Annotated in this window: 12 protein-coding genes and 3 pseudogenes; all 15 read right to left on the bottom strand. The window is 37.5% G+C overall.

Annotation, left to right across the window (positions count from 1 at the left end; all coding sequences use genetic code 11):
• Positions 1 to 34: 34 nt before the first annotated feature.
• Positions 35 to 997 carry an SDR family oxidoreductase gene (locus tag QE450_RS08025; protein ID WP_307298345.1) on the bottom strand — a complete coding sequence of 321 codons (963 nt, stop codon included), beginning with the start codon at positions 995 to 997 and terminating at the stop codon, positions 35 to 37.
• Positions 998 to 1,274: 277 nt separating this feature from the next.
• On the bottom strand, positions 1,275 to 2,207 hold the full coding sequence (locus QE450_RS08020) for an AraC family transcriptional regulator (protein ID WP_273616298.1): 933 nt from the start codon (positions 2,205 to 2,207) through the stop codon (positions 1,275 to 1,277).
• Between the two features lie 123 nt (positions 2,208 to 2,330).
• Positions 2,331 to 4,400 carry a serine hydrolase domain-containing protein gene (locus QE450_RS08015; protein WP_307298343.1) on the bottom strand — a complete coding sequence of 690 codons (2,070 nt, stop codon included), beginning with the start codon at positions 4,398 to 4,400 and terminating at the stop codon, positions 2,331 to 2,333.
• Between the two features lie 142 nt (positions 4,401 to 4,542).
• Positions 4,543 to 5,829 (bottom strand): sensor histidine kinase, encoded by a 1,287-nt coding sequence (locus QE450_RS08010; protein ID WP_307298341.1) that lies wholly within the window; start codon positions 5,827 to 5,829, stop codon positions 4,543 to 4,545.
• Positions 5,830 to 6,576, bottom strand: a complete 747-nt coding sequence (locus QE450_RS08005) for a LytR/AlgR family response regulator transcription factor (protein WP_273616157.1) — start codon at positions 6,574 to 6,576, stop codon at positions 5,830 to 5,832.
• A 3-nt stretch (positions 6,577 to 6,579) separates the two neighbouring features.
• Entirely contained in the window at positions 6,580 to 7,629 is a 1,050-nt protein-coding gene (locus QE450_RS08000) for a BtrH N-terminal domain-containing protein (protein WP_307298338.1), read from the bottom strand.
• A 2-nt stretch (positions 7,630 to 7,631) separates the two neighbouring features.
• A complete protein-coding gene (locus QE450_RS07995) occupies positions 7,632 to 8,189 on the bottom strand; it encodes a hypothetical protein (protein ID WP_307298336.1) in 558 nt (185 codons plus the stop codon).
• Between the two features lie 182 nt (positions 8,190 to 8,371).
• Complete coding sequence (locus QE450_RS07990) at positions 8,372 to 8,839, bottom strand: DinB family protein (protein ID WP_301262255.1); 468 nt, start codon at positions 8,837 to 8,839, stop codon at positions 8,372 to 8,374.
• 842 nt (positions 8,840 to 9,681) lie between these two features.
• Complete coding sequence (locus QE450_RS07985) at positions 9,682 to 10,623, bottom strand: alpha/beta hydrolase (protein WP_307298334.1); 942 nt, start codon at positions 10,621 to 10,623, stop codon at positions 9,682 to 9,684.
• A 175-nt stretch (positions 10,624 to 10,798) separates the two neighbouring features.
• On the bottom strand, positions 10,799 to 11,326 hold the full coding sequence (gene loaP, locus QE450_RS07980) for an antiterminator LoaP (protein ID WP_307298332.1): 528 nt from the start codon (positions 11,324 to 11,326) through the stop codon (positions 10,799 to 10,801).
• A gap of 139 nt (positions 11,327 to 11,465) precedes the next feature.
• Positions 11,466 to 12,629, bottom strand: coding sequence for a cytochrome P450 (locus QE450_RS07975; protein ID WP_307298330.1), 1,164 nt, complete (start codon positions 12,627 to 12,629; stop codon positions 11,466 to 11,468).
• 90 nt (positions 12,630 to 12,719) lie between these two features.
• Positions 12,720 to 13,235, bottom strand: coding sequence for an isoprenylcysteine carboxylmethyltransferase family protein (locus tag QE450_RS07970; RefSeq protein WP_273616150.1), 516 nt, complete (start codon positions 13,233 to 13,235; stop codon positions 12,720 to 12,722).
• A gap of 138 nt (positions 13,236 to 13,373) precedes the next feature.
• A pseudogene (locus QE450_RS23630) lies at positions 13,374 to 14,363 on the bottom strand (thioesterase domain-containing protein); the annotation flags it as partial.
• A gap of 408 nt (positions 14,364 to 14,771) precedes the next feature.
• Positions 14,772 to 16,346: pseudogene (locus tag QE450_RS23625) on the bottom strand (type I polyketide synthase); the annotation flags it as partial.
• A gap of 201 nt (positions 16,347 to 16,547) precedes the next feature.
• Positions 16,548 to 21,353, bottom strand: a pseudogene (locus QE450_RS23620) (SDR family NAD(P)-dependent oxidoreductase); the annotation flags it as partial.
• Between the last annotated feature and the right edge of the window lies 1 nt (position 21,354).

Raw genomic sequence — 21,354 nt, 5'->3', positions numbered from 1 at the left:
TTAATCAAAAATCTATATCTGTCTTAAATTGATTCTATTTAAAATAATGACCGTTCTCCATATCAGTAAATAAAGATGGATGATGGTTTGTCCATCCTAATTGTGACTGTGTTAATGCACTTGAAACAACATTATCGACAGATACAAAACCACCTAACCATCCAAAATGAGCACTGGCTTGTTCTTTTTTGATACTTGATACAGGTACATTTAGATAACGACCGATCGCAGTAGCAATCTCACGAAAAGGTATTCCTTCTTCTCCGACTGCATGGAAGGTAGAACCTGCGGTAGCTTGTTCCAAAGCCAGTCTAAATAGGCGTGCTACGTCTAATTGATGTACTGCTGGCCATCGATTAGCTCCATCTTCTACATAAGCCGATACGCCCTTTTTGCGAGCAATGTCAATCAAAGTCGGTAGTAAACCGCTTTTATCGCCGATGCCATGTACAAGTGGGGCTATACGAATAACAGAAGAGCGAACTCCTTGATCTGCGAGTGTTAGCGTTGTTTTCTCTGAAATAATCCGTCCGCCTCCTACTGATTGAGGATCGGACGGATCCTTTTCGGTTGCTACGTAACCAGCTTTTAGTGCCATAGTTGGGAAAGCCATCACAAGTGACCGATCTTCGCCCGAAAGAGCTTTTCCAAGCGTTTCAATCGCACGCCGATCCGTTTCAGTAGCCATTGCCATAAATCTAGATCCAGCATGACGAGGGTTACCACCTAATACAATCTTTACACGTGTAGATAAGCGAGCATGCGAAAATTTATGAAAAAAGGCAGTATGGATCACTCCATCTGCATGGGCTACTCCTTTACGTAAATCTTCGATACTCTCTACATTGCCTTGTTGGGCTTTTGCTCCAATCGCTGTAAGTTTGCGAGCACCTTCTGCGGAACGCACCAGACCTGTTACCTCATGACCGGCTTGAATTAACTCTTGAATCACCGCACTTCCTATAAAACCATTCGCTCCTGTGACAAATACTCGCATCCTATATCCTCCTCATATCATCATGTATTTGATTCCGTCTCTACCTTGCTCCCCAAAACACACTCTTTCTGCTTTTAAGTTACTTGTAGTATAGATTGGATATCAGTATGACATTTGCCTATTCTGCGTAAATTCTTGCCTGATTCGCCAGAACGTCTGAAGATACAAAAAAACCTGCAAAGCTAATAAGCTAGATGCAGGTTGTATACCAGCTTGAAGTGGTAATAAGTTCGGGCTGGTATTGTAATTGAGCTGTATTCATGTTTACTGGTATATGTTAACGCCATCTATTGCGATCTCTACTAGGTGGACTACCAAAAAAACGACTGTAATCTCGACTAAATTGTGAATCACTAATATACCCGACCATCCGGCAAGCCGTGATCGCATCCATATGACCAGATAACATCAATCGTCTTGCTTCTTGCAGACGCAAAGCTTTTTGATATTGCAAAGGGCTCATAGAAGTTACTGATTTGAAATGTTCACGAAAAGAAGATTGACTCAAATGCACCATGTCTGCTAATTCAGGAATTTTTAAAGGCTGAGCAAAATGTTCATGAAGCCATCGAACCGCTTTAGCAACACGTTGTACATTAGATTCTACAAAAACAGTCTCAGCTACAAATACACCTATAGGGCTACGAAGAAGTCGTATAAAAATTTCATCCACAATAAGTGGAGCTAGCAATTCACTATCACTAGAGCTAGATAAGCAATCCACTAAGCGTGCAACTGCATGTATAAATCCTAAATCGCCTGGTAGCATATATCCCGGACTTCTTTGGCTCACTTTAGGTAATCCTTGCGGGAATACTTTAGGTACCAATTCAGCAATTCGTTGCGGATTAAGATATATACCCACACCCAGAAAAGGATCAGAGGGGCTAGCTATAATAGTCTTCATCATTACCGGTAAAGCAACAGGAGCTACAAATATTGTAGAACCTCCATATTCAAAAATCTCATTTCCCACTTCAATAACCTTTTTACCTTGTGCAGCGATACCCACTGTCGGCCAATACATCGTATGGGTATAATCTGCTTTTTCGACTTTGGAGTAACGATTAAAATATAAACCTGAAATTCGCTCAGACTCATAACTACCATCTTTATTCGCATGTATTGAGAGTAAGTCTGCTAAGCGTGATGTCTCTACTTCTAGTAATTCGCGACTCTGCGTTGTAGCGTGAATATCTAACATATCCATCGTATCCAATGTCACTCCCAGATAATATGTATTTACTCAAATAGTATAATACAAAAGAAGTACGTACAAACATTATTAATGTTTATACGTACTTTTTTATTTATGAATATGATCGAAAATCTTTTATTTCGTTGTACCTTGACCTAATGTCACTTTGAAAACATTTCCTGCTTGTCCGCCAAACACAATCAATCCATTTTCAGGCAGAACAGCAGATTTTTTAGAAGTGATGATAGAAGATTCTACAACGTTGCCTTTGGCATCATATACAACAAAGCCCGCATTGTTTGGATAATCTACGTTTATTGTTTTGCCTGCTGTATTTTTATCAATTTTGAACCATTTGACATGTCCATTAGAAGCGATCGTGATTGTAGATGATTTGTCTTTGGATAAAGGTGAGATCGCATCTTCTGGGATATATAGTTGTTTGCTTGTTTTTAGATATTCGATCTTATTTTGTTTTACAAATTCAAAATCAAATGTGTCTCTGCCTGTCATAACAGGAATTTGAACTACATTGACGGCATGATTCTGATCGATGATTTTGTCTCCATTAACATAGCCATTGCTTGCATCTACAGCTAGCGTTTTGGTCAAAATCGATGGCGCTATATAAAAAGCAGAATTAATCTTTTCATCTACCGCATAATAACGTTTACCATTCCGTGCTTTCCATGCTTGTTGTACTGCTGTTGATACTTTATTTTTATTTAATTTTTGGTATTCATAAAAGACCATTGCGGCTTGTCCCAATCCAGGGAAACTTACCGTTGTATTGACTTTAATATACGTTTTTCCATTGGTCTGTTTGTCAAAGCTTATGATAGTACTTCCATCTTTGCTGGTAAATTGTTGTTTACCTGTATACACATACGTCTGAGCAGGTATAATTCCACCTAATATATCAGGTAATTCCATTTTCCCATTTTTGAGTTCCAATTGAATTGTTTTGTCTAATGTGCCATACAATCCAGCATATTGTTTCATTTCAGCGGGCATATTTACTTGCACAGCAGGTTTGAATGTTTGATCAGGTAATATCTTTTTAATTTTGCCTTGATCTTTCAATTCTTCTAACAATAATTGCGTTGCTAACTGCGTATTATATAAAGAAGATCCTCCTGCGGACACAACTGCGGCAGACATATCATAGCCGGGCAAAGAAATCAGATCGGCATGATACATTATAGTATCTCCACCTTTAGATAATGCTTTGATACCATAGTCGCTAAAAGGCGCTAAATTGACAGCATCCCAACCCAGACCATAATTGGTTGTATTTCTTTCTTCAGGCACCCAGATTCCATTGCGATATTCGTCTTTTTGCATCGCTTGAGCAGATTTCTCGGATAAGAGTTCTGGCTTATTGCCCATCAACACATCACCAAATGTCGCTAATTCTTCTGCTGTAGAATAGATACCGCCTGTACCGAGTATATTCGCATTTTCTACAGGCAATGCACTTTCGATTCCTGGAAAGTACGTTTTGGATAGTTGTTTACGATCGAACTGGTCTAACGGTGTATGCGTAGATTTGAATTTCATCGGATCACTAATACGTGTTTTGACAAATTCAGAATAACTCATTCCGCTAACTCGCTCTACTAACACCTCAAGTAACTGAAAACTATCGTTACTGTAGACAGAAAATGCGCCTGGATCGGCTTTGAGATGTTCGGTTTGTAATTCTTTTAGCAAGTTATCATAGTTCTGAGTATCATTATCGTCAAATAAAATACTGTTATGATAATGAGATCCGTATAATCCTGAAGAATGATTTAGCAAAGTACGAGGTGTGATTTTGGTATAACGCTCGTCTGCCATTTTAAAATCAGGAATATACGTAGTTAATGGTTGATCAATATCTATTTTACCTGCATCCACCAGCATCATTACTGCGGAAGAAACATACATTTTACTGACAGAACCTATTCCAAACATCGTATCCGGTGTGATTTTTTCTTTGGTTGCCTGGTTTTTGATACCTGCATGACCGGATAGAATCACTTTGCCATGATCAACGATAGCATATTGGACAGCACTTGCTCCGTAATCTGTCACGACTGTCGTTGCCCATTGCTTCGCTTTTTCTTCTGGAGATAGATTGGAATGACTTTCCTGTGCAAAAGATGAAGTCATCGGTACAACCGTTAATACAGCAGCTAATAGTAAGCTTCCTATCTTTTTCATTATATAATTCCTCCCTTGAACGTGTTCAAATATAATCACTATCTGCATCTTACATGGAAATAGTCGAATCCTCTTCAAAAAGGGCTGAAACGAAAAAAACAATCCCTCAACGACATGAGAGATTGTTGGTTGTGTACTTTTTTTATTGAAAAGGCAGAATAACCATATTATTAAAAACTTGGTGTTTTCGTTCGATTGTCATATTCCCACCGTATTTATTACAGATTCGATCAATATTCGTCAGTCCGATTCCATGAAACTCTAGATTCGATTTTTGGCTTTGCACCTGCCCTGCACCTTGTACCATATGATTCAAAATATGAATAGAAAGGTGGGAATCCGTCGATTGGATCTTGATCAATATATAACGATCTTCAGCGATATTGATCTTTTTGGAAGCTTCAATAGCATTGTCTAACATATTACCTAGCACTACACAGAGATCATACCGTTCAATCTGGATATGTTGAGAATACAGTTGCAGTTGTGTATCGATCTGAATGCCATTGGCTTGACCGATATTAAGCGCATTGGTCACTAACGCATCTACAACCAGATTGCCTGTGTTCACCCGCTGATAAGCATCCTCAACCTTATTTAGCGTGGTTTGGATATGCTTTTTAGCTTCATCTAACTCATTTTTTTCGATACATTGTTCGATATACAGAAATTGTTGATGGGTATCATGAATAATTCGCTTAATCTGCTTAAAGCTATGCACAGTTTTCTCATAATTCGCATCTTGATAATCCATCTGATCTTGCAATTGTATATTTTCGTGCATCAATTGAAATTTCTCGATCATATTATCTAATATATAAATAATAAATACATTCAAAAAAAGAAAGCTAAAAATCGAGATAAAGTAATACACATTCCTTTCACTATACATTGACAATACATTGACCTGATAAATACTAATCGCCGGGATCGTAAGGAAAAGTAGATAATATCGATAATGCAAAGGAAAACTTCTACGCTTCACAATAAATCGAATAATCAGAATAATCACAAACATGATTAAGCAACTTAGCAGTATGCTTTTGGATAAAATAACATACTCTTCAATAGCCACAGGATTAGAAGTTCCTAGATCGGTAGCATTAAATGGATACAAAATGTACAGTGAAATAAAATTAACTAATGTGAGTAAAACTGCGTACAAAATCGAAAAAACAATCTTCTTCTTTAGTTCAGTCTGGTAAGGAATCGATAATACAAAAATAACGATCAAAGCCAACACTGAAGAAAATACAGAAGATGTATATGAATTTAAATAAAAGAAATCAAGCACACCAAATAAGATCAAATACACCCAATGATTAGAGCCGCGGTGTCCTTTGCCAAAAACAGCATTGAAATAAAAATTAATTTGAAATCCCATCACCAGTACAATACAAGCATTCAGCAATAATAGTTGAGTTTCCATCTATTCATACATACCTGTAATCATAAATTTGGTATACACGTCTTTAACTTCTTTTACTTTGGAACGTCCAATCGGTAGCTCTACTCCATTAGACATTAGAACCATGCCTCCTGCAAACTTTTTAACATGAAGCAAGTTGATAATAATAGAACGATGAATTTGTAAAAAATGATATTGTTTTAATGCAGTAGCATAGTTAGAAATAATGCCTTTGGTTGTGTGAGTCTGCTGAAGAGTGACAACATGCAGTTTGTTTTTCATCGTTAAACTTTTGACAGCTTCAATCGAAATAATATCGTCGTATTTCAATACAACTTCTTCATAATCTGATTTGATAATCAAAATTCGTTTATCTAACGACTGAAAATATTGACAAACTTTGAGAATCTTTTCTTCAAACGTAGACACAGCAATTGGCTTGAGTAAATACTGAAAAGTCACTACATCAAAGCTTTCGATCATATAATCTGGATAACTGGTAAGAAACACAATTTGTTCATCCAGATGTTTGAGGTCTCTAATCTTCTGAGCTGTCTGGATTCCGTTAATACCACCCATTTCTATATCCAAAATCAAAATATGAAAAGGTTGTTGGTTATTCTCATAATAAGAGACTAATGATTCACCAGATTCAAAATAGTCGATCTCAAAATCGATACTGGTTTTCATAGATAATGTCATCAACATATGTTGGACAAGTTCTCTTTGCTGCTGATCATCATCACAGATCGCCACTCTATACGTCATTCATCAATACTCCATTTCTATCTTTTGATCCTTTTTTTCTATCATCAATTGATTGTATTCGACAAGTTCTTGCTCTAGCTGACGAATACTTTGTAATTTGCTCCAGATTCGCTCTACCATTTGTTGCCGCTTTTCGCCTTCTACATACTGACTTTTTAGTGCCATGTTAGAGACTAATTTCCAGCGTTGTGCTACATATTGATACTTTTCGATCAACCGTTCTAACGATACATCATAAGATATACCTTGCTCTAGAAAATAAGTGAACAAATATCGATTATTGCTCATTCGGGATAGATCTTGATACATCTGCTCTACATATTCATCTGTCAGCATAGTGATATCTGCTAAACAGTTATGAACATGATCAATATACCGCTCCAGCGCTTGTAATCCAGTATAAGCACTGCTTACAGGTTGTCCATGATCTGTTGTAATCATATGCAAATACTTACTTTGCATAACGTTCAGATTCATTTGGATTACATCGTGAATATCTTTTTCGGTTACTTCTATAGTTGCTTGAGTACTATCCACCACATTATAGACATAATGAGTTCCTTCTTCAATCATTTCTGTCTGCCTAAGATCAAGCGCATTGATTAATGTCTGTTCATCAATCGTATCTTTGAGATGGTAAAATTCATCAATAAATTCAAATTGTTCATCTGCATACCCTACTAATAACAAACAATGAGCAAAGTGACGTAGTTGGTACAATGAATTATATTTCATATCAAAAACATCCAGCCAGACAATAACAGGCTCTCCTTGAATAAGCAGTTGCTTGATATGTTGTACGACTGCTGTTTTATCATTTTCACGATAGATCTGAAGCTTAATCCGGTGAATCCATTGTAAATCATTCTCGGTAGCCATATAGATTGGAGATAATCGACCTTGCCCTTCTTCTTTCGGTTCCGTGTAAACGATCCCACATTGTTTCCAGACACTGCAAAACTCGGACACATTTTGATAGGCTAGAATACTGCTTACACATAAGGTAAAACAATCTTCACCGTCTTTAGGTTCAGGTCGTGGCTGCATATTCATGTCTATTCTCCTTTTTGTAATGTTATCGAGAATATATGCATACAAGGATTATCCGGCAATATGATCCTGTTCATATGAAGAGGATGTTCAAATGATAACGTTTGCAACCAGATCGTTGTCTGTTTGCTTGTTAAGAGTGCTCCCTTTTGGGTGTAAATGCCACTACAGCGATACACTACTTGTTCTTGATATTTAGGCATATGATCTGTCCAATTGGTCAAAGCGAGAGACATCTGCTCTACTAACGTATCATTCAAATAGTATTCAATATCTTCTTCATAAGATCCATTATCCGCCGCACCTAAAATAAACATAGCTGTATAATAGTCGGCTGGAATATCCAATTGTTGATTTTCCAATTCGATATTATTAAAAGTCGATTGAGCATCGGGAAATAAAAATGGAATTTCTTCAATAATTACATCTGTTTGGTTAGGTATTTCATCTCCAGGATAGGACGAACCGAATGTCGTAAAATTGCCAATTCGTTGTTCTAATTCATAACTAAATCCGTTGTTATTATAATAAGTAGATAAAGGTAATGGATAATACTTTGCCAATCAAATCACCTCTATAATATTTTATTTTATGTAATTATATTCCAATTAATTCGAATATTACGTTATTTTATAGCGATAGTCAATCTTATCGTTATCTCATCATCTAGTTCAATCTAGCGCAGCAAAAAAAGGAGTACAGCAACATATGCTATACTCCTCTTTTACTTGGTATATAAGTTTAATTAAGATTGTTTAACAAGGCGAGACATCGCGTTGATCATACCAGAATGTGAACTTTCATGCATAGTGTTCAATTCCAGTAGATTGCCAACTGTTTCTGCTTTGGCAAAGTTTTCTTTATTCGCAACAGGTTCATTTGTCTGACCAGCAAACGTTTCACGTAACGATTGTGTTTGTTTTGCAAATACATCAAGCAACTCTTCCCATGCTGGCGCTTCAGTTGTCCAGTCCGCAGGCTTGGTTCCTGGTCCAAAAAAGGTTCTGTACTCCGCAGGTATTTGAGACGCGTGACCAGCGAAACCAAGTACAATCGCATCTGCGATAACAATAACATGTCCCAGTTGCCAGTGAATATTATTATTAAATCCGGTTGGAACAATAGAACGTTGTTCTGGAGTCAACTCCGCCGTATAGCCAAGAATACTTTTACGTGTTCTTTCAAATAATCCAAATATAAATAAGTCTGACATGTTGATCCTCCTAATAAAATCTAATGTAGTCTTAGTTCGATGTAATCTGAAATAAAATGAACCTTTACAAGTCTAACTTTATTTCATTTTAAATTCAACTTTCCTATATATAAAATCAATAAAAAAGCTACAAATAAACAGTAAATGTAAGCGAAATCAAGCATGTGTGACCTCAGTGATCCAGACTCCATTTTACAGTCCGAAAACAAACTTTACTCCCCTTTAACTTTTGAAAAGATAGGTTTATTATATAGACATCACCAAGAGGTGCTGAACCACATAAGCAACAAACAAGCATCAATCAGGTGATAGTCTCATTTCTGTATTAGTAGTTAAGATCTACAGGAAGGGAGCAGGATTCCGTTGGAAAATGTTAGCGAAGTATACTAGAATCGATAACACGCAAGAAAAGCGTCAGTGAAAACGTTTTTCGTGAGATCGTGGGTATACGGGAAATCATTAGCGACATGAGTATGGATGGAAGCCGGATCGATTTAATGAAGTTCTCCAAAACTTGAAGATTGGAGGAACGGATATCGCTATCTCCTTTACGTAAAGTTTGGAGGTAAGGCGAACAAAGTATTACAGTAATTATCAAATAAGTATAACAATTAGTACAAACGATTATTGAAATGGTGAAGACCTAATAATCGGCAACATGGAAAATATGAAAGTATGTGCCATGTCACGCAGGAGGATTGTTTCAGGAGGAAAAAGTTAATTGTATATTCAAAATAACACGTAAAACCCCACACTCTTGATATTCAAGGATGCGGGGTTTTATGTGTTGTGTAGCTGTTTATTCCGGAATATCTACTTTTTTTATCATTATATACTTATGTCTAGCTTAGATTAAAAATGCGTTTTAATGCTTCTGCACCTTTTAGTACGCCTGCTTTGGCTTTATCAATTTGAGGCATACTCATAAATCCATGAATCATACCTTCGTAACACATATATTCTACAGCTACACCTTGTTCTTGCAACTTTTTGGCATAGGCTGCTCCACCGTCTCGCAAAGGATCATATTCAGCTGTAATAATCATCGCTGGTGGCAAGCCGCTCAAGTCTTCATATAATATCGGTGCCGCATATACATGCTGGCTTTCTTCTTCTGTATTAAAGTAATGTTTGCGGAACCACTCCATCATATCGGCTGTTAACAAATACCCTTTTTGATTATCACGATACGAATCTGTTTCTTTCTCATTCCCAACAGACGGATAGTATAACAATTGATATTGAATAGCAGGTACTCCGCCTCTTTGCTTCGCAATAATACAAGCGACAGTAGCCAGATTACCTCCTGCACTATCTCCACCTACTGCAATCTGCATCGGATCTATCTGAAATTCTGCTGCATGTTCTGTCAGATACACTAATGCATCATAAGCATCCCATACAGCGGTCGGAAATTTGTATTCAGGTGCTAAGCGGTAATCGACAGAAATCACAGTACAACTGGATTCGTGAGCAATCTGGCGACACATCTCATCATGAGAATCCAGACTTCCTACAACCCATCCACCACCATGATAAAAGACAAGCGTCGGACGCGGTCCTTGCTCTGCGGTTGGTCGATAGATCCGAATAGCAATATCTCGATCTTTTAAAGGAATCGTTTGATCTTTTATTTCAAAAAGTTCTGTTTTATTTGTCGCAAACGGTAACGTCATCATCTTTTCCATATCACGATAGTCTGATGGAGAAATAGTCTCAAAGGGAGGCATCTGAAATTGATTAATCATATTCAATAATTGTTGAATTTGCGGATCGACAGACATAATAAATTACATCCTTTCTTTCACTCGTTATAGTAGACCTATGCTCAAAGATTGATTCCCCAACTACAACGATAATGAAACCTTTATCCTCGATACTGCAATCTATGTAAAAAAAGCCAGACCACCTTATAAAGTGATCTGGCTCACATCCAAAAACATTTTCGATAGCTTACGATCATGGAGATAATATTTCGATTCCAACATCAATAAGTCGAATATCGTTGAGTAATTGCACTTCAATTTTGGCTCTACCTTTACGTTTATCAATTTTACGTATAATCGCTTCTTTTCCCATAAGAGGACCTGAGATCACATGAACATTTTCATCCAATACCATAATATCAGAATAACCAATAATATGATTTTGTCCAAACAGTTGAAGTAACCAATTCATTTGATTTTCAGGAATTTTGGTAAAGTACTCTTTGGTATTCGCTGTAGTACAAGAAGAACTACCTACCAAATAGTACACATGAGGCGTTGTTTTGATCGAATGATACACATCTTGAATCATATTCGTTTTTACAAAAATATAACCAGGAAATAATACTTTCACTTCATCTTTGACAATACCTTGACGTTTCTCGGGTATTATCCTTTTGGGTATCATGCATTTGAGTTGCTTGTCGTCATAATGTCGGTCTATGTGCTTTTTAATATGGTCTTCTTTACCGGTTTGGACGAAAAATGTATACCAACTCATAATGCCTCCTCAATAAAATGAATTTTAAATCAGAACATTAATTACATATTAAACCATTTTTATTATACAAAAGTAAATAAAAATAAGAAAGGATTTCATTTCAATTGGTTAGTAGTCATTTTTTATGCAAAAAAAGAACCTATGTACTTTGTCCAAGTTCCACAGGTAAATTTTTCAGGCTATAAATATTGCTATAGGCAACATCAATTTGATAATTAGGACTTACTTTCATGTTCGGATACTTTTGTATCAGAGCAGTCAATGCTGCTTTTAACTCAATGCGAGCTAATTGAGATCCCAAACAAACATGAATTCCTTTACCGAATGAAAGATGTTTATTATTGCGTCGATTAGGAATAAATAATTCTGCTTGTTCAAAATGATCTTCGTCCCGGTTCGCTGATCCGATCCAATTTGCGATATAATCACCGGCTTTTAGTGATTTCCCACCGATCACTGTATCTTGTGATACTTTACGAATTGTACGTTGAACCGGCGCACGATATCGCAATACTTCTTCCACTGTGGTTGGAATAAGTTCTGGTTGTGTATGCAATGTCCCGAACAAATTGTTTTGATTGAGAGAATAAATCGAGTTAGTGATCAGACTGGTTGTAGTTTCATTACCTGCAATCAGCAAAAAGACACAACTACCCATCAATTCTTCAGGAGATAGCCTGTATCCATTTTCTTCTGCTTGAATAAGATCCGAAATAATATCTTGTTCTGGTTGAGCACGCTTGACCTCTATAATATGCTGGAAATAAACGATTAATTGCTGGCTGGCTTCTGCTTGAATCTGTGCAATACGCATATATTCCTCAATCGTATTATCTTGCGGAGCTACAGTAAGTGTACTCACCCATGCTCTGAACTTTTCAAGATCTTCTGTAGGAATACCAAGCAATTCTGAAATAATAATCATCGGCAGAGGGAAAGCAAAATCTTGCACGATATCGATATGCTGTTTACCATCAATAGCATTCATCAGTTCAGCGATAATTTGATCAATTTTGGGAATCCAGGACATCACAGCTTTTGGTGTGAATGCTCGATTAATCAATGCCCGGTTAAGTGTATGCTTGGGTTGATCGAGTCCCATTAATGAATCTTTGATAATATCTGGCAGTAAAACAGCATTTGAGAAATAATCTTTGTCTTCAGCGACCCTTTTCACATCGTCATACTTAAATACATTCCATACATCTTGTCCTTCATCATAATATACCGGTTCATTTTGTCGCATTTGTTGATACCATGCAAAAGGTTCGTATTTCTCTTCATTAGTTGTAAAACCAGACACTTGAGTTAAGTCAGGAAAAATACTCTCTTGTTTTGTTCTCCATTACAATTCCTCCTAAAAGTCTTTTATTTTATACATACTCACTATGTCTTAATACTGTTGGAACGTCTGTTTCATCACTTTCTCTTCTAATGAAATTCGGTTAATCAATGTAATAAGATGCAGAATAAATAAAGGAATAAAGACTACCCATGCTTGAGAAATCAGAGCAAAACCAATCAGTTCTGGAATAATATTCATATAGTAATTAGGATGACGTACATGCTTGAATAATGGACTTTCAACAAGTTTGTGGTCTTTAGCAATGTACAACTTGAATGTCCAAAAAGGGCTAAGTGTACGAATAACATACATCAGTGTAACCAAAGAGAATAAATACACAAGCAGTCCAACAATCGTAAGCCAGCTAAACTGAACATCATAGACAAAAGCATAGACGATACATCCTAAATAGATTAATCCTTGTACGGCAATCAGTAGTTTACTGTTATTCATGCCGTACTCTACTCCACCATTGGCTTTGATTTGTTTCTCATTACGTGCAGATATCATTGCAGACGGAACACGAATCATACATAGCAAAATTAAAATAATACCGATCATCATTACAAACATCTCCTCTTATTTTCGTATGGGGTTACTTTCTGTAGAGCAAATACAATCAATACATTTAAAAGAAAAATCAACAAATACCCCGGTTCTCTGCATCACCTCCTTTACAGGGTACCGTAGGCTATAAATCATTTATAAGGTTGTAGAAGACACTGCATTAGGAACATCATTCGGTGTATAAATAGATTGAATAGCTGTTGTAATCTGTTGAAGCGATGTGGGTTCAGATAACATCACAAAATGATTAGTTGCATCAATATCTACCATCTGAAGATGTGGTAATATTGTTTTCCATGTCTGCCAGTAATCTGTAGGATTCATGCTATTATCGTCTACCAAAATACCGTTCTGATTACGGAAATAATAACTACGAATAGATTGCGGATTCAGTAAAGGTAATGGCTTATACTGATCTAACTCATAAGCTTGTTCTAAGCGATAACAAGTCTCTATAAATTTTTCTTTGGAAGCGTTCGACCCATTTGGATAAAGCATTTGCCATAGATCTGGACGATCCGCTGTCCATTGAACATGTGAATCATCAGGATAGAAAGAATCAATCATAATGATTGAAGATACTTCTTGCTCCATAGTCTGCAATATACGAGCGATCTCATACGTTAATACTCCTCCTAATGAATATCCTCCTATATCGTATGGCCCTTCAGGTTGAATATCCCGAATAATACGTGTGTAATAAGCAGCCATAGCATACATACTTTGCAGAGGTGGCTCATCATTAGAATAGCCTTTAGCCTGAATACCATAAAATGGTCGGTTCAGTTGATTGGCTAACTCTATATAAGCTTCAACTCCACCTGTACCACCATGAATCCAAAAAATAGGCTGTCCTACAGTCACTGCATTTAAATGAATTAACTCAGAATAGGCAATAGAATCCGAATGAGTATTCATATGGCTAGAATCAGTAGGCAGAGCAGCTATTAATTCTTCGATCGTATCGCACTCCATAATATCTTCTAATTGAATCGATTCATCAATCTGACTCTGCAATCGTTGTAACATTTGTAAAATCAGAATAGAGTTCATACCATAACGATCTAAAGGTACATCTACTTGTATAGAGGTATCTTTTATTCCTAGCAAGTCAGCCAAAATAGTAGTAATTTGCTGTTGTATAGACAGAGTAGAATTCGCTTTAACTTTTGGTAATGTTGACTCTATAGTCAGATGTTCTTCTGCTTCTTTTTGATTTTGTAATGTACCTGTGTATTCATTTTGTAACTCAACTTCTCTTGCACGAGACGATGATACCTTCACCCAATATTTCTCTTTGGAAAATGAATACGTAGGTAAGCTTAGTCGTCGTGGTTGAGATTCTGCATACCCTGCACTCCAATTTACATCAAGCCCCTTCGTCCACACGTCAAGCAGTTTATGATATTTAGAGCGTTGTATCCATTTATACACAGCTTCAGACAATTCTTCATCTGCTTTGAACAAAGAAATAAATGATTTGTGCGCTGAAGCATCGCCCTCGTATACATTTTCTACTGGATGTTCAGATGATATATAAGACTGAAGCTTTTCTTTTAATTCATCGATTGAACTCACTACACATCCGAATCGTATCTCAAATGCTTCTCTTCCTACTTGAAGTGTATAAGCAATATCAGGTAGCTGATCGTCTGTATAGTCATTGTGTTGAAGCACTTGTATCCACTGCTGAATCTGTGCTTGCAAGCGTTCTTTGGTCATAGCAGACAATAAGAACACTACAGGATGATATGAAGATTCATTTTGATTATGATGTGGAGACATCTCAGGAGTGTATTCTTCAAGTACTACATGAGCATTTGAACCTCCAAAACCAAAAGAGCTTATTCCTGCGCGTCGTGGTATCTCTTGTCCATTCTCATCTCTAAGCCGTTGCCAATCTTGAGTTGCATTCACAATATAAAAAGGGCTATTTTCCAAATGGATATACGGATTCACAGTTTCGGCATGAAGACTTTTGACTAGCTTTTGATGCTTCATTTGTAATAACACTTTGATGACCCCGGCGATTCCTGCTGCCATTTCCAAATGTCCAATATTGGTTTTTACCGAACCGATGCCACAATAACCGATAGAATGATCAAGCCCTGTAGATTCTTCACCTGAAGTCTGAAAAGCTGACTTTAACGTGTTGATTTCTATCGGATCGCCTAGAGGTGTTCCTGTACCATGCGTTTCAATAAAACTAATCGTGTCTGGCGAAATACCTGATCTCGCAAATGCTGTTTTTAACAAAGCAGTCTGTGCTTTGGGATTAGGTGCTGTCAGAGAACCAGCTTTGCCTCCATGATTTTCATAACTACCGCGAATAACGCCATAAATATGATCTCCATCTGCTTCGGCATCTGTTAACTTTTTCAAAAAGATCATCCCTACACCTTCTCCGCGTGCATACCCATCTGCTTGAGCAGAAAATGTTTTGCAACGTCCATCTGTACTAAGCATGCCTGCTTTATTCAGACTAATATGTGCATCGAGTGACAAGATGGTATTCACTCCGCCTGTTACAGCGGTATCGCAATCACCGCTACGGATAGCATTGACCGCTCGGTGAATAGCGACTAATGAACTGGAACACGCTGTCTCAATCGGTTGACTCGGCCCATGTACATTTAAAAAATGACTCATTCGATTTGGCCCTACTGAAGGTACATTGGCTGTAATAGAGTACGCTTCTACATTTTCATTAGCTTGTGCCATCATCACGTTATAGCCACTGCTACCTGTTCCCACAAATATACCTAACTGTGTACCTGCTAAGCTTGAAGCGGCATATCCAGCATCTTCAATTGCTTTCCAGACATACATCATCAATAGCCGTTGCTGTGGATCCATATGCACAGCTTCACGAGGAGAAATACCAAAAAATAAAGGATCAAATTCATCAATCCCTTCGATAAATCCTCCCCATTTAATATTGGTTTTGTAGTTATTTTGATTAGGATCACCAAAGTGCTTTTTCCAATCCCAGCGATTAGAAGGAATCTCACTAATGCAGTCTTTCCCGGATACAAGATTGTCCCAAAACTGAGTTACATCTTCCGCTTGCGGGAACCTCGCACTCATGCCGATAATAGCGATAGGTTCTTGATGATCTACAGATAAAGAAGATGAAACAGAACTGACTGATTGTTGGTTTGAATTTATTTTTGGTTTAGACGATACTTTTGGTTTGGACGATGTTGATAAGTTAGAGCTATTTGGCTTCGCTGAACGATGACGCTGTTCTATCGCCTCACTAAAGAAATGCTTTATTTCTGTACTATATTGATCGATTAAAAATGCTGTAATTTGTTGAATCGTGGTTTGTTCGAAAAAGTGAGCCGGTGTTAGATCGGTCTGTAACTGATGATTGAATTGATCAGCTAATTGTGTAAATAAAATCGAGTCAAATCCATACTCACTCAGCTCCACATCATTCTCTATATCTATCAATTGAACTTTGAGTATTTTGGCAGCCGTAGTCTTTATCCATGTACTCACATGTTCTTCAACTATCGATAAAGAATCTGTTGAACTATACTCTTCAATAGGTTGTTCATGTAAAGAAGATATAGCTACTTCTTCCAAAGGTACTTGTGGTTTAGTAGATATTCGTTGCTCGTTCGCTAAGCCAGAAGAATCAATGTCTGGAATCCAATATCGATTTTTTCTAAATGGATACGTAGGCGCATGAATAAATTGACCGACTTGATCTTGATATAATATCTTCCAATCGATTTTGGCTCCTTGTACCCATGCAGTAGCTAGTGTATTCCATTCCTGTTGGGCTACGAGTTGTGATATGAATAGAACACGATCTGCTTGCTCGGCAGGTAGAATCAATGTCTGCTGAGGATGATCGATATTCGTTTGTTGTCTAAAAGCATGTAATTGTTGCTTGAGATCAGCTATATCTACAATGTTAAATGCAACACGAGCTTTCATTTCAGTACGTCCTAATTGAAATGTATATGCCAAGTTGCGCAAGTCTAACGATTCGTCCGCAGTGTGTACAAAATCTAGTAACTTTTGCGCATAGACTTGCAGTCGTTCTTCAGTCTGAGCAGATAAAGGAATAATAATCGCTGGCTGTTGATCATTTATACTGTTTGTCTGCTTCATGAGTGCAGGTACAGGAACATACTCTTCTACGATAAGATGAGCATTACTTCCATTAGCTCCAAATGAACTGATCCCTGCACGTAAAGGAATTTCACTTGCAACTCCACCATTCGTGATTGTAGGTCGCTCCCACACTTTTCCTTGATGTTGTACATAAAAAGACGTTGATCCAAAAGGAATAAGTGGATTCAACGGTTCGGCATGAAGAGAAGGGAAAATTTCTTTATACTTAAATTGCAATACTAATTTGGTCAATCCTGCGATCCCTGCGGCAGCTTCTAAATGCCCTATATTGGACTTGAGCGAACCAATAGCACAAAATTGTTGCTCAGTACTACCTGCTTGACGAAAAGCACGTTCTAACGCTTGTAATTCTATCGGATCTCCTAAAGAAGTTCCTGTGCCATGAGTCTCGATATAGCTTAATGTAGACGGATCGATATGAGCGCTTGCCAGTGCATTTAATATCACTTCTGATTGTGCAACTGGATCAGGAACCGTAGCACCGGATGTTCTTCCTGAATGATTAAGAGCTGAACCTTTGATAACAGCATAAATAGGATAACCTTGCTTTTGAGCTTCAGCTACAGAAGTCATCAGCACTGCGCCTACGCCTTCTCCGGGAACATATCCATCGCCATCTTTCCCAAAACTTCTACACTTTCCTTCTGAAGATAAAAATTGTGCTTCTTTCAAAAATATATACTTATGAGGATGAGTTACCAAATTCACTCCACCGGCTACAGCATAATGACATTCGCCACGTTTGATACTTTCACAAGCAAGATGAACAGCAGTAAGTGATGATGAACACATACTGTCCAGAGCCATTGAAGGTCCATGAAAATTTAAATGATACGATACCATATTCGCTATAGAAGCTGCATTGGTTCCAAAAGCAGAAGGTTGACCTTGCTGTGACATCTCTGCACTATACAACTCATAATGATTCCAGAATACTCCTGCAAACACGCCTACACTTCGACTACTGGAAGCTGAATAATCATGTTGATTTCGATGTACAGCAAATCCTGCATCTTCACATGCTTCCCATACCGTCTGCAAAAACAATCGTGCTTGTGGGTCCATTCGTTCGGCTTGATAAGGAGAAATATTAAAAAATAAAGGATCAAAATCATCAATCCGATCTACAAAACTACCGTAACGATAATAATCTTCTACAGCATACGCATTATGATTAGAAGCCCAGCGATGTTCTGGAATCGACGTAATTGAATCTTTTCCTGCTTTTAAATTTTTATATAATTGGTCGATCGTATTGGCATCTGGATAGCGCCCGGCTACACCAATAATAGCGATGTCTGTTAGGTTGTCTGTCTGACTCTCTTTTGTAGGTAGATCTTGATTTTGCGAGATTACAGGAGACTGAGCTAGATTTTCCCGCATATGATAACGAATTTGCTCAGATTCACCGTATAATACAGTCCATTGAGGTGAATCCGACTTCATAATCAGATCAAGCGTATTCATCCCTACATCTGTTGGTAAAGGGATCATTCCTCCAGACTTATACATGAATTGACGATGAGTATCACTGACCTGCATACCACCCTGTTCCCATAATTGCCAGTTGATTGTATACGTGCTTCCAGAACGTTGTCCTTGTTTTACTTTGATTGCACGTTCTAGTACCAGTTGATCTATATATCCATTCGCTACTGCATAATCAGATTGCCCGATATTGCCTACTACAGCAGACAGAGAAGAGAAAACAACAAAAAAATCAAGAGCTTGTTGAGATAGCACTTGATCTAAATAAGTAAATCCTTGAATTTTAGGTTGTAGCGTCTGATGAAGTTCAGTGATTGATTTCTGAATCAATAACTTATCTTGAATCACACCTGCACAATAGAATACGCCATTAATAGTAGCGTATTCTGCCAGAATCAGATCAACCATTTTTTCGACTTCTTCATGTTTGGTGATATCTGTCTGGATATATATCGCTTCAGATCCCTTAGCGCGCAGTGATTCTAACTGTACAGATAATGAATCGCTTGAAGGAGATCTGCCTGTTAGAACGAGCACTGTATCCGTATGATCTGCAATATGCTTGGCTAACTCATATCCCAGACCGCCCATTCCTCCAATAATTAGGTAGACACCGCCATTACGAAAAGAATGCTGAGTAGTAACATTAGAGTCAGCATGTAACAACGTAACTTCTTTTAACGATTTGATATGTCGTTCTAATCTATCCCCTTGATAATGAATACTGTTTGATAGAGCTGTAGAAGCCTGATGAAATTCCTGCTCTAATCGCTGTACAATATGGTCTGCATCCGATACATCTGCCACATCCAACAAAATAAGTTGACTTTGAATCAAAGGATATTCTTGAGCAATTGTTTTAAACAATCCTTCTAATCCCCAAATCGTTCCCGTAGTATCCCCATTATCCGCAATCACTTGAACGAAAGTCGGCGTGTGTCGATTGGTTTGTACATGTTGTTGCATGAATGTAAATATCTGTTCGATCAGAGAAGGTAGATAGTCTATCGTATACTGCTTATTGTGTTGAAGTACAACGATATGCTCTATTTGGGAATGAGCTGATAATACTTTTTTCCACTCTGGAGATGGAGTATACAAAATAACGATTCGATCTACAGCGTTGCTTGCCGTTGGAAGCGATTCTGAGATCAAAGTTTCTTCCCATACAGGTTCATAGATAACTGCTGTACTTTCAACTGGATCTATCGTGTCTGTTAATACTGAACGGTCTGCTAACGATTGGGACTGAGAAAGAGTTTGCAGAAAAGTATCCTGCCAGTGATCATTCAAATACGCGGCTAATGTAGCCACAGTAGAATATTCAAATAATAACGTTGGATATAATTCGATTTGGAGATACTGTTCTAAAAAAGTAACCAGTTCCAGTAACTTAATCGAATCCAATCCTAATTCATAAAAACCCGTTTCAAGATCAATATGATTAGAGTCAATCATCAAAATATCTGCTAATTGTAACTGTAAAAATTGTTCTATTTGTTTGAGTGGAGATTCTGATGTATGGCTATCTAGAGTAGTTGCCTTTTCCACTTTGGAGTGAATAGTAGCAACAGAACCAGATGATTCGTTCACTAATCCTGTAATTAATTGAGATTCTCGAATTCGTTTGGCAGTAAGATTTTGAAATGATGCAAGAAGACCACCTTCATGATCATAAATGGAAATATCGCGCTTAATAATGTCTGCATCTGCAACAAGGTCTTCTTTGGTTCTTACGGTATGAGTATAAATTTGCTCGGGAAAAGAATCATAAATGGTAAATCGCTCAATCATAAATGGAATATACGGTTTGAATCCTTCCATTGACTTCTCGTTACCCTGTGCATCCCAACGGAACGATGTCCCCGCAAAGGTAGAACCATCTAACAAAGCGACATGGGCATAAAATTTATTCATATATGGAGTAGCTACAGGGCTAATATGCAAATGCATCCATTCATTATCATCTTGTTGATATACAGTGCCGGAATTTTTCATAAAATCATAATGATGAATCTCCGAATCGCGCGCTAACCTATATACTTTATCCATATCCCATTGACTGACTAGCTGTTTATCTAGAAAAGGCATAGATATCTGTGTTCTAGCACTCTGATTTGTAGTTATAGGATGAAGAGAACATTCCATATTAACCACTTTATCGTTCTCTTTTATACTATCGTTAGCATGATAAACTTTGCGACTGGATACGACTACATCTGTATAGTGACCATGATTTGTAAAAGATACCCAAATTTCAATATCGAACTGTTCTGACGTGACGATAGGTTGCTTGAATATTACATTATGCAATTCTATAGCTTGAGTTCCTAATGCATGAGAACTGAGACGATAGATCATATCAAGTAGCACCACGCCAGGAAGTGTACAGATTTGATGCACTCTATGATCTTGTACAAAATAATCGGTATGTTTTAGCTTCTGCAAAAAGGTTTCGGTACGAGATGCTATAGCCATC

Origin of the sequence: Paenibacillus sp. SORGH_AS_0306, assembly GCF_030819345.1 — a bacterium.
Taxonomy (GTDB): Bacteria; Bacillota; Bacilli; order Paenibacillales; family Paenibacillaceae; genus Saccharibacillus; species Saccharibacillus kyungheensis.
The sequence above is the reverse complement of the archived record's forward strand: the minus strand, read 5'-3'. Positions and strand labels throughout refer to the sequence as shown.